The following is a 14,077-nucleotide window of genomic DNA, read 5'->3' as shown; positions in this document are numbered from 1 at the left end:
CCAGTGCTTTGACGGGGGTGCGATCCTGGGAGCCGTATGTCTACTTCCTTTGCCGACCTTCAGACGCTGCTGGCCGGAGTGTCGCTGCGCGACGCCCACCGGCTGGGCCGCCGTCTCGAAGGCGCCCGCCGCATCCGTAAGCCCGAGGCGCGGCAGGCCGTGCTGGACGAGATCGCGGCCGAGGCGGAGAAATCCGCCGCCCGGGTGGCCCGCCGCGCCGAACGGGTCCCCGCGATCAGCTATCCCGAAGAGCTGCCCGTCAGCCAGAAACGGGACGAGATCCTCTCCGCGATACGCGACCACCAGGTCGTGATCGTCGCGGGCGAGACCGGGTCGGGGAAGACGACCCAGATCCCGAAGATCTGCATGGAGCTGGGCCGGGGCGTGCGCGGCATGATCGGCCATACGCAGCCGAGGCGCATCGCGGCCCGCACGGTCGCCGAGCGCGTCGCCCATGAGCTGGACACCCCGCTCGGCGAGGCCGTCGGCTGGAAGGTCCGCTTCACCGACCAGGTGGGCGGCGACACGTTCGTGAAGCTGATGACGGACGGCATCCTGCTCGCCGAGATCCAGACGGACCGCGAGCTGCGCGCCTACGACACGATCATCATCGACGAGGCCCATGAGCGCTCGCTCAACATCGACTTCCTGCTGGGCTATCTCGCCCAGCTGCTGCCCAAGCGCCCCGACCTCAAGGTCGTCATCACCTCGGCGACGATCGATCCCGAGCGCTTCTCCCGCCACTTCGGCGACGCCCCGATCGTCGAGGTCAGCGGTCGCACCTATCCGGTCGAGGTGCGCTACCGCCCCCTCCTGGAGGAGGAGAGCGAGGAGAGCGACCGCGACCAGATCACCGCGATCTGCGACGCGGTGGACGAGCTGCGGCGCGAGAGCCGGGGCGACATCCTGGTCTTCCTCTCCGGCGAGCGCGAGATCCGCGACACGGCGGACGCGCTGAACAAGAAGCTCCAGTCCCGTGCCGGGGCCCATGGCCAGGGCCATGGCACCGAGGTGCTGCCGCTGTACGCGCGGCTCTCCCACGCCGAGCAGCACCGGGTCTTCCAGGCGCACTCCGGCCGCCGGATCGTGCTGGCCACCAATGTGGCCGAGACCTCGCTGACCGTCCCGGGCATCAAGTACGTCATCGACCCCGGCACCGCGCGGATCTCCCGCTACAGCCATCGCACCAAGGTCCAGCGGCTGCCGATCGAGCGGATCAGCCAGGCCAGCGCCAATCAGCGCAAGGGCCGCTGCGGCCGCACCTCCGACGGCATCTGCATCCGGCTGTACTCCGAGGACGACTTCGACGCCCGCCCCGAGTTCACCGACGCCGAGATCCTGCGGACCAATCTCGCCTCGGTCATCCTCCAGATGACGGCCGCCGGGCTGGGCGACATCGAGAAGTTCCCCTTCATCGACCCGCCCGACCACCGCAACATCCGCGACGGCGTGCAGTTGCTCCAGGAGCTGGGGGCCTTCGATCCGGCGGAGCGAGATCCCCGGAAGAAGCTGACCCCGCTCGGCCGGAAGCTCTCCCAGCTGCCGGTCGACCCCCGGCTGGCCCGGATGGTCATCGAGGCCGACCGGAACGGCTGTGTCCGCGAGGTCATGGTGATCGCCGCCGCGCTCTCCATCCAGGACCCGCGCGAACGGCCCGCCGAGAAGCAGACCCAGGCCGATCAGCAGCACGCCCGGTTCAAGGACGAGACCTCCGACTTCCTCTCCTTCCTCAATCTCTGGCGCTACATCCGCGAACAGCAGAAGGAGCGCGGCTCCTCCAGCTTCCGCCGGATGTGCAAGCAGGAGTATCTGAACTTCCTGCGCATCCGCGAATGGCAGGACATCTACGCGCAGATCCGCCAGGTCGCCAAGACCATGGGCATCCACATCAACGAGGAGGACGGCCCGGAGACCAGCGTCCACATCTCGCTGCTGTCCGGACTCCTCTCCCACATCGGTCTGAAGGACGCCGACGCCAAGAACGAATACCTGGGCGCGCGCGGCGCGAAATTCGCGGTCTTCCCCGGTTCGGCGCTCTTCCGGAAGCCGCCCCGGCTGGTGATGTCCGCCGAACTGGTGGAGACCTCACGGCTGTGGGCCCGGGTCAACGCGAAGATCGAGCCGGAGTGGGTCGAACCCCTCGCCCAGCACCTGCTGAAGCGCACCTACAGCGAGCCGCACTGGGAGAAGGACCAGGCGGCGGTGATGGCCTACGAGAAGGTCACGCTGTACGGGGTGCCGATCGTCGCCCAGCGCAAGGTGAACTACGGGCGGATCGACGCCGAGACCTCCCGGGATCTTTTCATCCGCAACGCACTGGTCGAGGGTGACTGGCGCACCCACCACAAATTCTTCGCCGCGAACCGCCGGCTCCTCACCGAGGTGGAGGAGCTGGAGAACCGGGCCAGGCGCCGCGACATCCTGGTGGACGACGAGACCCTCTTCGACTTCTACGACCAGCGGGTGCCCGAGGACGTCGTATCGGGTGCCCATTTCGACTCCTGGTGGAAGCAGAGACAGCGGGAGGAGCCCGAGCTTCTCGACTTCGAGCGCGAAATGCTCATCAACGAGAAAGCGGGTGCCGTCACCAAGGACGACTACCCGGACTCGTGGCGGCAGGGGCGGCTGAAGTTCCGGGTGACCTATCAATTCGAGCCAGGTACGGACGCGGACGGGGTGACCGTCCACATCCCGCTCCAGGTGCTCAATCAGGTCACGGCCGAGGGATTCGACTGGCAGATCCCGGGGCTGCGGGACGAGATGGTGGTGGAGCTGATCCGCTCGCTGCCGAAGCCGATCCGCCGGCATTACGTGCCCGCGCCGAACTTCGCGTCCGCATTCCTGGAGCGGGCCGTTCCGCTCCAGGAGCCGCTGCCGGTGACGCTGGCGCGCGAGCTCCAGCGGATGGTGGGGGTGCCGGTCTCGCCGGACGACTTCGATCTGTCGAAGGTGCCCGACCATCTGAAGATCACTTTCCGGATCGTCGACGAGCGGCGGCGCGCGCTCGCCGAGGAGAAGGACCTGGAGGCGCTCCAGCACCAGCTGCGCCCCAAGGCCCGCCAGGCCCTCTCCCGGGCCGCCGCGGCGACCGCGGGGCCGACGGGCGAGTCGATCGAGCGCACCGGGCTCACGGACTGGACCATCGGGACGCTGAGCAGGGTCTTCGAGACCCGGCGGGCCGGGCAGCCGGTCAAGGCGTACCCGGCGCTCGTCGACAGCGGTGAGAGCGTCTCCGTGCGCCTCTTCGACACCGAGGCCGAGCAGCAGCAGGCGATGTGGCGGGGCACCCGGAAGCTGATTCTGCTCAACATCCCGGTGAACCCGGCCAAATTCGCCTCGGACAAGCTCACCAACCAGCAGAAGCTGGCGCTCTCCGGCAATCCGCACGGCTCCGTCCAGGCCCTGTTCGAGGACTGCGCGTCCGCCGCCGCGGACAAGCTGCTCGCCGACCGCGGCGGGCCCGCGTGGGACGAGGAGTCGTACCGCAAGCTGTACGACTCGGTCCGCGCCGACCTCGTCGACACCACGGTCCGCACGGTGGGCCAGGTCCAGCAGATCCTGGCGGCCTGGCAGGCCTGTGAGCGCCGGCTGAAGGCGACGAAGAGCCCGACCCTGCTCAGCAACGTCCGGGACGTTCGGGAGCAGCTGACGGCCCTGATGCCGGCCGGCTTCGTCACCCGGACCGGGCTGCGCAGGCTGCCGGACCTGATGCGCTATCTGGTGGCGGCGGACCGCAGGCTCCAGCAGATGCCGACCTCGGTCCAGCGCGACACCTCGCGCATGGAGAAGGTCCACGAGATGCAGGACGAGTACGCCTGGCTGCTGGAGCAGATGCCGCGCGGGCGGCCCGTGCCGCAGGATGTGCTCGATGTCCGCTGGATGATCGAGGAGCTGCGGGTGAGCTACTTCGCGCACGCGCTCGGCACGGCGTACCCGGTCTCGGACAAGCGGATCGTGAAGGCGATCGACGCGCTGGCGCCGTGACGGCCCCGTCACCCAGAGCGAGTTCGACCGCCGGGCCACCGCTGCTGTAGAGTCTCGTTTCGCAGCCCAGCGAGGAAATACGGGCCGCGAAACCTGGTCCTGTGGAGCAGTTTGGAGTGCTCGCCACCCTGTCAAGGTGGAGGCCGCGGGTTCAAATCCCGTCAGGACCGCAGTTGAGGGCCCGCACCTGATGAAGGTGCGGGCCCTCGTCGTGCGCCCGGAGGCCGCGCCACGCGGCGCCGCACACCCCGGGGCCGCGCCACGCGGCGGAGCCGCAGATCGACACAGCACATCCCGTCAGGACCGCGGTTGAGGGCCCGCACCCGATCACGGCCCGGCCTCCCGCCGCACACCCCGGGGCCGCGCCACGCGGCGGAGCCGCAGATCGACACAGCACATCCCGTCAGGACCGCGGTTGAGGGCCCCCACCCGATCACGGCCCGGCCTCCCGCCGCACACCCCGGGGCCGCGCCACGCGGCGGAGCCGCAGATCAGCACAGCACATCCCGTCAGGACCGCGGCCGAGAGCCCGCACCCGATCACCGCACCGGCCCTCGCCGCACACCCCCCGACCTGCGGCGGAGCCGCGCGCCGTCCCGCCGGCGACCCCCGGGCCGCAAGTGGCTCGGGCGCCCGGTGCCTTGACGGTCCCCGCGCGCGCCGGTACGCACTCCTTAAGGCCCATCAGGGGCCGGCACACACCACAGGCGGAGGTGACGTGCATGGCCGCGGCCACAGCGGGACGGCACGAGATCAGAGCACTGCTGCGCGCCCATCTGGCGGCCGCCGCCGGCGTCCGGCACCTCACCAGGCACTGCGCCGTCTGCCATCGCCTCCTGCGGCTCGCCATGGAGCCCTGCGAGAAGGAATCGGAGCCGGCCCGGGCAGCCGAGGACAAAGGTCCCGCCGGCGAGTGACTTCGGGCCGCTTGCGCCCGGCCCGAAGGGACACGCACGACATTGGCAAGGCTTGCGCGGTGTGACGGGTGTCACCGTATAGGTTTTCAGAACCCGGGTTCTTCACGCCCGCCCACAACCAACCAATTTAATATGTGCAATTGCACCACCGACTGAGCCCCTCCCCGCCGGCCGCGCGCCCCCTCCCCCGCACCCGCCGGCGCACACACAAAAAAATCGCGCTGGACCCGGCGGAGTCCAGCGCGATCAGTGTCAGAGGTCTGTTGGGGCAGACATCCGGCATGTGGAGCTATGGGTGGGCGCGACCGGGATGGGGGTCCCGGAAAAGCCCGTGCAGCAAGGCTCTCAGGCCTCGCTGCGCTGCTGCGGGATACCCGCGAGCAGTGCGCGTACCTCTGCCTCGCGGTACCGGCGATGCCCGCCGAGCGTACGAATCGACGTGAGCTTGCCTGCCTTCGCCCAGCGGGTGACCGTCTTCGGGTCCACGCGGAACATCGTGGCAACCTCAGCCGGGGTCAGCAGCGGCTCGGCATCAGGGGTGCGAGCGGTCATGAGCGGCCTCCTCGGGAGAACCGAACCTTCTCGGTTCATTCCTCTAAATTCTGCACCTTGACCCACGTTGCCCGAAATGGCGGACGCGGGCCGAGTCGGTTATAGGACGAACGGCTTGTCCTCGGCACTACAACTACACCATCTGTCCAGCCACGTCGGCCAAACCGACGGAATTGCCCTCTGAGGTGTTCATCAGTGGCTGAACGCCGATGGACTATGCCATAGCGGACAGTCACGTCACAGTGACGATCAGTCACAGAGCGATCAGGAGCCATCAAACCCCCCATAGAGCGCAATGCCGAGCATTCCGCCCGTAGTTGGACGGAAGGAACCCTCCCCGGACTCCTTGTCCTATTTTGACACGAGGGTATGCGATGGGCGCAAGGGCCCAGATAGTGCAGTCCGTCACGCTTGAGACAAAGGCCCGGATCGGGACCTACGACCCTGGACGGAAGGCCTCAATCATCCACACATTCGCTCAGTTTGCGAATTGGAGGTCCCGCACCGCCCGCCAGCGGGCCGCAAGCCGGGCATATGCCTCGCCGGCGGCGTCGCTGTCACCCTCTCGCAGCGCACCGATCCCGGCCGCCACATCCGCCGCGGAGTGATCGTCGGCGAGCAGCGGCTCGGGCAGCGCGTGCACCAGGCCGCCGTAGTCCAGCTCCACCAGGGAGCGCGGATGGAACTCTTCCAGCCATCTGCCGACATCCACCAGCCCCTCGCTGAGCTGCCCGGAGTCCGAGGACTCACGGAGCGTCTTCAGCGTCCGGGCGATCCGGCGGCGGGCCTGGACCATGGGGGTGCGGTAGCGCATCACCGGGGCGCCGGGGCCGGCCGGGCCGTACTCGCGCTCGTCGTCGTCGAAGAGCACGAACCAGCGCACCGGCACCTGCCAGACCGCCGACCTGATCCAGGGGCGGGCGTCGGGGTTGAGTTCACGCCACTCTTCCCAGTCGGCGGCGGCCTGTCCGCGGACGACGGCCGGCAGCACCGCGTCCAGCAGCGGCGGCGGGAACCGGTCGGAGAGTTCCTGGAGGGCCAGCCAGCCCCGCAGCCGGGTCCGCCACGGACAGACGCACACCACTCCGTCCCATTCCGCCACAAACGCCTCGGCGCTCTCGTGCACCGGCACCGGAACGGGCGGGGTGGGCAGCAAATCGGCCAGCGAACGGCGCAGTTCGTCCTGGGCCGTGGGGAGGGAACCGGAGCGCGCGTACCGCGCCCAGTGCTCCCGTTCGGGCCGGGCGAAAGCGGCGAGAGGCTCGTACACCCTCAGATAGGCCGCATAGGGCACAAGGACCGAGGAGACCACCGGCATGTCGCAAATCCTTCCTCGGTCGTACTCCGCCAGGGGGTGTTCCCGGGCCCTGGGCTCATCTACGCACGCGTAGCACATACCCTCGTGCCCAATCGGGCCGTCCCCACCCACAGGATGGCCCCTCACCCGCCGCTTCGTACTTGGGAGTCACCACCGTGACCGATGTGACCGACGGCGTCCTGCACACCCTGTTCCACTCGGAGCAGGGAGGTCATGAGCAAGTCGTGCTCTGCCAGGACCGCGCCTCCGGCCTGAAGGCCGTCATCGCCATCCACTCGACCGCCCTGGGCCCCGCCCTCGGCGGCACCCGCTTCCATCCGTACGCCTCCGAGGCCGGGGCCGTCGCCGACGCGCTGAACCTCGCCCGGGGAATGTCGTACAAGAATGCCCTGGCCGGGCTCGGGCACGGCGGCGGCAAGGCGGTGATCATCGGAGATCCCGAGACGCTCAAGAGCGAGGAGCTGCTGCTCGCGTACGGGCGGTTCGTGGACTCCCTCGGCGGACGGTACGTGACCGCGTGCGACGTCGGCACCTATGTGGCCGATATGGACGTGGTCGCCCGGGAGACCCGCTGGGCCACCGGCCGCTCCCCCGAGAACGGCGGCGCCGGCGACTCCTCGGTGCTCACCGCGTACGGCGTCTTCCAGGGCATGCGGGCCTCCGCGCGGCACCTCTGGGGCTCGCCCTCGCTCACGGGCCGCAGGGTCGGGGTCGCCGGGGTCGGCAAGGTCGGTCATCACCTGGTGAACCATCTCCTGGAGGAGGGGGCCGAGGTCGTGATCACCGATGTGCGCCAGGAGTCCGTACAGCGAATTCTCGCCAAACACCCCCGGGTCGTCGCGGTCCCGGACACCGCCACCCTGATCCGGACCGAGGGGCTCGACATCTACGCCCCCTGCGCGCTCGGCGGCGCCCTCGACGACACCACCGTCCCCGTGCTCACCGCCCGGGTGGTCTGCGGAGCGGCCAACAACCAGCTCGCGCACCCCGGTGTGGAGAAGGACCTCGCCGACCGAGGCGTTCTCTACGCGCCGGACTACGTGGTGAACGCCGGCGGGGTGATCCAGGTCGCCGACGAGCTGAACGGATTCGACTTCGACCGGTGCAAGGCACAGGCCGCGCGGATCTTCGACACCACGCTGGAAATATTCGCACGTGCGAATGAGGACGGTGTTCCGCCCGCCGTGGCGGCCGACCGGATCGCCGAGCGGCGGATGGCGGAGGCCCGGCGGGGCTGACGCCGATCGGGGCATCGGCCCGCCGCGACGGGAGACAAGACTCACCCCGGTCGGCGGGTCTGGTGCCAAGAAGAGGTTAATATCGCAGTTGACCAGCGAGGACGGGGCTCCTCGCGGGTCCTGCGAAGTGCCACGTCATGCGGGCGGCGTACCGTATGGCTGCGGAAGCAGGTACCGTTGAAGCCCTACGGGCCGGTCTCCCCGCGGGGAGTCCGTTCCGACTCATGAACGCGTGTCAAGACTCTGGGGCCGTCGAGCCCCGTCACCGAGGGGGTCGAGCCATGGGGCGCGGCCGGGCCAAGGCCAAGCAGACAAAGGTCGCCCGCCAGCTGAAGTACAACAGCGGCGGGACTGACCTGTCGCGTCTGGCCAACGAGCTGGGCGCTTCGACTTCGAGCCAGCCTCCGAATCCGGAGCCGTTCGAGGACGATGACGAGGAAGACGACCCGTACGCGCGGTACGCGGAGATGTACAACGACGATGAGGACGAGGACGACGAGTCCGGTCCCGCGTCACATCGCCGCGGCGCTTGACGTCATCAGCTGACCACCGACCCGGTCCGGATCTCTCCGGACCGGGTTCTGTGCTGTTCGGGTCCGGTCCGCGGCTCTCCGGACCGGACCCGGCTCAGGCGTAGTCGCCGATCAGGGCGGCGCCGGTGGTGTGATCGCCGCGCTCGGTGATCTCACCGGCCACCCAGGACTCCACGCCCCGGTCCGCGAGCAGGGTCAGCGCCACATCCGCCGAATCGGCGGGCACGACGGCGATCATGCCCACGCCCATGTTGAGGGTCTTCTCCAGTTCGAGGCGCTCGACCCGGCCCGCGCTGCCGACGAGGTCGAAGACCGGCCCGGGGGTCCAGGTCGAACGGTCGACCACGGCGTGCAGCCCGTCCGGCACCACACGGGCGAGGTTGTTGGCAAGACCGCCGCCGGTGACATGGCTGAAGGCATGCACCTCGGCGGTGCGGGTGAGCGCCAGACAGTCCAGCGAGTAGATCTTGGTGGGCTCCAGGAGTTCCTCGCCCAGGGTGCGGCCGAACTCCTCCACCCGGGCCTCCAGCGCCATTTTGGCGCGGTCCAGGAGGACATGGCGGACCAGCGAGTACCCGTTGGAGTGAAGGCCGGAGGAGGCCATCGCGATGATCGCGTCCCCCGCGCGGATACGGTCCGGGCCCAGCAGCCGGTCGGCCTCGACCACTCCCGTACCGGCGCCGGCGACATCGAAGTCGTCCTCGCCGAGGAGTCCGGGGTGCTCGGCGGTCTCGCCGCCGACCAGGGCGCAGCCCGCGAGGACACATCCCTCGGCGATGCCCTTGACGATCGCGGCGACCCGCTCCGGGTGGACCTTGCCGACACAGATGTAGTCGGTCATGAAGAGCGGCTCGGCGCCGCAGACGACGAGGTCGTCCACGACCATGCCGACCAGGTCGTGGCCGATGGTGTCGTACACGCCCAGCCTGCGGGCGAGGTCGACCTTGGTGCCCACGCCATCGGTGGCGGAGGCCAGGAGGGGGCGCTCGTAGCGCTTGAGGGCGGAGGCGTCGAAGAGGCCCGCGAAGCCGCCGATGCCACCGAGGACCTCGGGGCGGCGGGTCTTGCGCACCCACTCCTTCATCAGCTCGACGGCCCGGTCGCCGGCTTCGATGTCGACGCCCGCGCCGGCGTAGCTGGCACCCGCGGCCTGGTGCGGGGCTCGGTCAAAGGACTCAGCGGTCATGACGGGGAGAGCTTTCGTTTCGGTGCTGCGGGAACCTACGGACGACGGAGTGCGTCGGCGGCGTCGGTGCCGCCCGCCAGCTCGGTTTCGAGCAGCTGCTTGCCGAGCAGCTCCGGGTCGGGGAGGTCCATCGGGTACTCGCCGTCGAAGCAGGCGCGGCAGAGATCCGGCTTGGCGATGGTGGTCGCCTCGATCATGCCGTCGATGGAGATGTAGGAGAGGGAGTCGGCACCCATGGAGGCACCGATCTCGTCGATGGTCATCCCGTTGGCGATCAGCTCGGCACGGGTGGCGAAGTCGATGCCGAAGAAGCAGGGCCACTTCACCGGAGGGGAGGAGATCCGGATGTGGACCTCGGCCGCGCCGGCTTCGCGGAGCATCTTGACCAGGGCGCGCTGGGTGTTGCCGCGCACGATCGAGTCGTCGACGACAACCAGCCGCTTGCCCCGGATGACTTCCTTGAGGGGGTTCAGCTTGAGGCGGATGCCGAGCTGACGGATGGTCTGGGAGGGCTGGATGAAGGTGCGTCCGACATAGGCGTTCTTGACCAGGCCGGAGCCGTAGGGGATGCCGCTGGCCTCCGCGTAGCCGATCGCGGCGGGGGTGCCGGACTCCGGAGTGGCTATCACCAGATCGGCGTCGGCGGGAGCTTCTTTGGCCAATTTCCGGCCCATCTCCACGCGCGAGAGATAGACGTTCCGGCCGGCGATGTCGGTGTCGGGGCGGGCGAGATAGACATACTCGAAGACACATCCCTTGGGCTTCGCTTCCGCGAATCGGGAGGTGCGGATGCCGTTCTCGTCGATGGCGATCAGCTCGCCCGGCTCGATCTCGCGGACATAGCTCGCTCCGCAGATATCGAGGGCGGCGGACTCGCTGGCGACGACCCAGCCCCGGTCGAGCCGGCCGAGGACCAGCGGGCGGATGCCCTGGGGGTCCCGGGCGGCGTAGAGGGTGGTCTCGTCCATGAAGACGAGCGAGAACGCTCCCCGGACCTCGGGGAGCACCCGGGCGGCAGCGGCCTCTGTGGTCAGCGGCTTGCCGTCGTCGTCCACCTGGCCCGCGAGCAGCGCGGTGACCAGGTCGGTGTCATTGGTGGCCGCGACCTGGGTGGCCCGCCCGTCCTGGCGGGGCAGATCGGCGACCATCTCGGCCAGCTGGGCGGTATTGACCAGATTGCCGTTGTGCCCGAGGGCGATGGAGCCGTGGGCAGTGGCCCGGAAGGTTGGCTGTGCGTTCTCCCAGACGGATGCGCCAGTAGTCGAGTAGCGCGCGTGACCCACTGCAATGTGTCCGCGCAGGGAACCGAGAGAGGTCTCGTCGAAAACCTGTGAGACGAGCCCCATGTCCTTGAAGACAAGGATCTGGGAGCCGTTGCTCACCGCGATTCCGGCGGATTCCTGGCCTCGATGCTGGAGGGCGTAGAGCCCGAAGTACGTCAGTTTTGCGACCTCTTCGCCCGGAGCCCAGACACCGAAGACGCCACAAGCGTCCTGGGGGCCTTTCTCACCGGGGAGCAGATCGTGATTGAGTCGACCGTCACCACGTGGCACGGCACCGAGTGTAGGCGAGATCGACCACTGGTCCGAATTCGGGTATGCCCTTGGGCTCTCGGTGACGGTTCCGTCACCGGACGAGGGCCGGAAATGTCCGCGCGGAATAGCGGCCGGCCGGTGCCGCGGCTACCGGCCCGCGACCGCGGAGACGCGTTTGTCCGCAGGTCCGGTGAGGGTCAGTCCACGGTTCAGAAGGTTGTACGTGATCTCCCCGTCGAGCACCTTCAGCATATGGGCCTCCACCATGGACGCGGTCCCCGCGCACATCATGCGGGTGGCCGAGATCCGGCCAAGGGTGATCTTCGATCCGGAGACCTTCGCGGTGCTGTTGAAGGAGTTGCAGCCGAGGTTGCCGCGGACGGTGCCGTCCTTGCCGAAGGTCAGATGGGCGTTCCGCTCGGTGCCCGCCGGGAGGGACTCGGCCACATCACCGGAGAGCAGCGAATCCACCGTCCACTTGGTGCCGATGAGGGGGGCGGTGCCCGCGTCGACGAGGGTGATGGTGTCGCCGGAGCCGGTGGTCAGGGTGAGCTTCTTGCCCTTGCCCTCCAGCCGGGCGTCGAGGCTCCCGGTGAGGGCCGAGCGCAGCTTGTTCTCGAAGTCCTGGATGTCCTTCGCGCAGGCCATCTCGGTCGAGTCGCCGGCGCCGAGGGTGAGGGTCTCGCCGCTGATCTCCGCCTTGGCGGAGAAGGGGTTGCAGCCGAGGCTGCCCTGGGCGCGGCCCTTCTCGGTGATCTCGATGTGCGCTCCGGCGGGCGCGGTGCTCTTCCTGCCGCCCGTGGTCAGGGTGTCGACGGACCAGTCCACTCCGGCGAGGGGGAGGTCCGCCGTCCTCGCCCCGGCGCCGTCTCCACCGGAGTCGGAGCCCTTTCCGGTGGTCGATTCGGAGCCGCAGGCGGCGATCGCGAGGAGGGCCAGGACGGTGAGGGGGACGCTCAGCTCTTTTCGCATGCCCCTGGGACGGGACGGACCGGAGTCCGGTTCCCCGTCACCGGAACCCGGCTCTCCGGCACCCGTCACCGGACTCCGGCAGCCGCCGTCCGGGGCGGCCCCGGGAGGGCCGCCCGGCCCGGGGCGCCGGTCAGCCCAGGAGCGGGAGCAGCGGCGCCAGATCGGCCCGGTCGCCGCTCGCGCTCACCTCGGCCCGGTCGAGCGCCTCGGCCCATCCGAGGCGCCCGGTGGCGAGCCGCACCCAGGTCAGCGGGTCGGTCTCGACCACATTCGGCGGGGTGCCCCGGGTGTGCCGGGGCCCCTCGGCGCACTGCACCACCGCGTACGGCGGAATCCGCACCTCCACCGAGCCGCCGGGGGCCTTGAGGGCGAGGGTGTCGGCGAGCATCCGGGTACAGGCGGCGAGGGCCCCGGGCTCGTACGGGATCTCCAGGCCGGTCGCGTCGTTGAGGTCGTCGGTGTGGACGGTCATCTCCAGGGCGCGGGTGACCAGGAAATCCCCGAGCCGCATGGCCCCGAACCGGGTCGGCACCAGCCGGTCGTCGGAGGCGGCCGGCAGCACCGCGCCGATGTGGGCGGCGGTCCGGGCGAGCAGCGCGGCCGGGTCGCCCTCGGCGGCGGCCAGTTCCCTGGTGTCCTCGTCGACCGCCGCCGCCGCGCCGGCCGTCCGGAACGGCCACTCGGCGAGCGTCAGCTCCGCCTTCGGCGGCTCGGGCAGGGTGAGGTTGTGGGCGAGGGTCCCGAGGACCATGGAGAGGTGCGCGGTCAGTTCGCGCACCGTCCACTCCCCCAGCCGGGTCGGCCGGGCGAGCTGTTCGGGGGTGAGCGGCTCCACCGCTTCCCGTACCCGCGCGAACTGGGCGAGAACGGCGGCGCGGATCTTCTCGGAGTCGTAGGTGCGGGGGCGTCTGCGGGCCGGTGGCATGGCGGAGAGCTTAATCCGAGCCGGTGGCGGCGACGGGGTCGGTCACGGTGAAGACCTCGCCGTTCCCGGGAATTCCGATACCGCTCCAGCGGAAGGGGAGCCCGCGTGCGCTGTCCGGGTCGGGGCCGTCCATCAGCTGGAAGTGGACATGCGGCTCGGTGGAGTTGCCGGAGTTGCCGCAGCGGGCCAGGGGCTGGCCGGCCCGCACCCGGTCCCCGGCGCGGACGGTGAGGGAGCCGCGCCGCACATGGGCGTACGCCGCCCAGACGCCGTCGCCGAGGTCGAGCACGATGTGGTTGCCGAAGACCCGGCGGGGGCCGGCGATATCGCGCAGGGCGCCCTCGATGAGCATCAGATAGGCGATCATCAGCGGGGAGTTGCGGCTGAGATGGTCGCGCTGGCGGTCCTCGGCGTGGACGACGGTGGCGTCGGCGACGGCGAGCAGCGGGGCGCCGAAGGCGGGGAAGTCGCGGTTGCGGCGGACCACGGGCCAGAGCCATGCGAAGGGCGGCCGGGTGGGCGCGTCCGGTGCCCCGGGGCTCCGGGGGTCGGCGACGATGTCGATGGCGTACGCCTGGCCGTAGCCGTGCACGCCATGGCTGGGGGTCTTGTCGGCGGGGCTGTTGAGGGCGATCCAGCGGCCGGTGACCGGGGGCAGCACCTCGGTCGCGGGCGGCCGCTCGCCGGAGGTGTGGGCCCGGGCGGCGAGACGCTCCAGGACGAGCCCGAGGACCAGCGCGGCTCCGCCGGGGGCGAGCACCCAGAGGGTTCCGTAGGGCGGATCGGCGAGCAGGTCGGTGAGGAGCAGGACGAGGAAGGCGACCCAGAGTCCCCGGGTCAGGTTCATCAGCTGTTTTCGGGTCCGTGCGGGCATGGGTCCCCCATGGGTCGGGTGGGTGGTGCCGCGGCGGCCGGGC

At 69.9% G+C, this 14,077-nt stretch carries 11 protein-coding genes and 1 tRNA gene; 5 read left to right on the top strand and 7 right to left on the bottom strand.

The window, feature by feature from the left end; translation table 11 throughout:
* Positions 1-36 precede the first annotated feature (36 nt).
* From hrpA to ACWCRA_RS11380, 3 genes are all read left to right on the top strand, one after another.
* Complete coding sequence (hrpA, locus tag ACWCRA_RS11390) at positions 37-3,984, top strand: ATP-dependent RNA helicase HrpA (protein ID WP_451067302.1); 3,948 nt, start codon at positions 37-39, stop codon at positions 3,982-3,984.
* Between the two features lie 95 nt (positions 3,985-4,079).
* Positions 4,080-4,154 (top strand) — tRNA-Asp (locus ACWCRA_RS11385).
* A 552-nt stretch (positions 4,155-4,706) separates the two neighbouring features.
* Positions 4,707-4,901: a DUF6274 family protein gene (locus tag ACWCRA_RS11380; RefSeq protein ID WP_351550651.1), complete on the top strand. Its 195-nt coding sequence runs from the start codon at positions 4,707-4,709 to the stop codon at positions 4,899-4,901.
* Between the two features lie 345 nt (positions 4,902-5,246).
* On the opposite strand, the gene bldC is transcribed toward ACWCRA_RS11380, so the two are convergent.
* Together bldC and ACWCRA_RS11370 are read right to left on the bottom strand one after the other, a co-directional pair.
* Positions 5,247-5,453, bottom strand: coding sequence for a developmental transcriptional regulator BldC (gene bldC / locus ACWCRA_RS11375; protein ID WP_003949541.1), 207 nt, complete (start codon positions 5,451-5,453; stop codon positions 5,247-5,249).
* 478 nt (positions 5,454-5,931) lie between these two features.
* On the bottom strand, positions 5,932-6,771 hold the full coding sequence (locus ACWCRA_RS11370; protein WP_351550654.1) for a hypothetical protein: 840 nt from the start codon (positions 6,769-6,771) through the stop codon (positions 5,932-5,934).
* 140 nt (positions 6,772-6,911) lie between these two features.
* Between ACWCRA_RS11370 and ACWCRA_RS11365 the strand changes: the two genes are divergently transcribed.
* Both ACWCRA_RS11365 and ACWCRA_RS11360 read left to right on the top strand, forming a co-directional pair.
* A complete protein-coding gene (locus ACWCRA_RS11365; RefSeq protein WP_451067301.1) occupies positions 6,912-8,009 on the top strand; it encodes a Leu/Phe/Val dehydrogenase in 1,098 nt (365 codons plus the stop codon).
* Between the two features lie 281 nt (positions 8,010-8,290).
* A complete protein-coding gene (locus ACWCRA_RS11360) occupies positions 8,291-8,542 on the top strand; it encodes a DUF3073 domain-containing protein (protein ID WP_351550660.1) in 252 nt (83 codons plus the stop codon).
* 94 nt (positions 8,543-8,636) lie between these two features.
* On the opposite strand, the gene purM is transcribed toward ACWCRA_RS11360, so the two are convergent.
* The 5 genes from purM to ACWCRA_RS11335 form a co-directional block, all read right to left on the bottom strand.
* Positions 8,637-9,728, bottom strand: a complete 1,092-nt coding sequence (purM, locus tag ACWCRA_RS11355; RefSeq protein WP_351550663.1) for a phosphoribosylformylglycinamidine cyclo-ligase — start codon at positions 9,726-9,728, stop codon at positions 8,637-8,639.
* Positions 9,729-9,763: 35 nt separating this feature from the next.
* Entirely contained in the window at positions 9,764-11,281 is a 1,518-nt protein-coding gene (purF, locus tag ACWCRA_RS11350) for an amidophosphoribosyltransferase (RefSeq protein ID WP_351550666.1), read from the bottom strand.
* A gap of 129 nt (positions 11,282-11,410) precedes the next feature.
* A complete protein-coding gene (locus ACWCRA_RS11345) occupies positions 11,411-12,235 on the bottom strand; it encodes an META domain-containing protein (protein WP_351550668.1) in 825 nt (274 codons plus the stop codon).
* A 130-nt stretch (positions 12,236-12,365) separates the two neighbouring features.
* The gene (locus ACWCRA_RS11340; RefSeq protein WP_351550671.1) at positions 12,366-13,160 is read right to left on the bottom strand and encodes a maleylpyruvate isomerase family mycothiol-dependent enzyme; all 795 of its coding nucleotides are present in this window, start codon (positions 13,158-13,160) and stop codon (positions 12,366-12,368) included.
* Positions 13,161-13,170: 10 nt separating this feature from the next.
* A complete protein-coding gene (locus ACWCRA_RS11335; RefSeq protein ID WP_351550674.1) occupies positions 13,171-14,034 on the bottom strand; it encodes a M23 family metallopeptidase in 864 nt (287 codons plus the stop codon).
* Positions 14,035-14,077: the final 43 nt, after the last annotated feature.

The sequence above is a fragment of the Streptomyces sp. NPDC001889 genome, assembly GCF_053594535.1.
The sequence above is the reverse complement of the archived record's forward strand: the minus strand, read 5'-3'. Positions and strand labels throughout refer to the sequence as shown.

Coding starts and splice junctions, on each gene's coding strand:
- hrpA (WP_451067302.1), top strand. CDS start 37: ATGTCTACTTCCTTTGCCGACCTTCAGACGCTGCTGGCCGGAGTGTCG.
- ACWCRA_RS11380 (WP_351550651.1), top strand. CDS start 4,707: ATGGCCGCGGCCACAGCGGGACGGCACGAGATCAGAGCACTGCTGCGC.
- bldC (WP_003949541.1), bottom strand. CDS start 5,453: ATGACCGCTCGCACCCCTGATGCCGAGCCGCTGCTGACCCCGGCTGAG.
- ACWCRA_RS11370 (WP_351550654.1), bottom strand. CDS start 6,771: ATGCCGGTGGTCTCCTCGGTCCTTGTGCCCTATGCGGCCTATCTGAGG.
- ACWCRA_RS11360 (WP_351550660.1), top strand. CDS start 8,291: ATGGGGCGCGGCCGGGCCAAGGCCAAGCAGACAAAGGTCGCCCGCCAG.
- purM (WP_351550663.1), bottom strand. CDS start 9,728: ATGACCGCTGAGTCCTTTGACCGAGCCCCGCACCAGGCCGCGGGTGCC.
- ACWCRA_RS11345 (WP_351550668.1), bottom strand. CDS start 12,235: ATGCGAAAAGAGCTGAGCGTCCCCCTCACCGTCCTGGCCCTCCTCGCG.
- ACWCRA_RS11340 (WP_351550671.1), bottom strand. CDS start 13,160: ATGCCACCGGCCCGCAGACGCCCCCGCACCTACGACTCCGAGAAGATC.
- ACWCRA_RS11335 (WP_351550674.1), bottom strand. CDS start 14,034: ATGCCCGCACGGACCCGAAAACAGCTGATGAACCTGACCCGGGGACTC.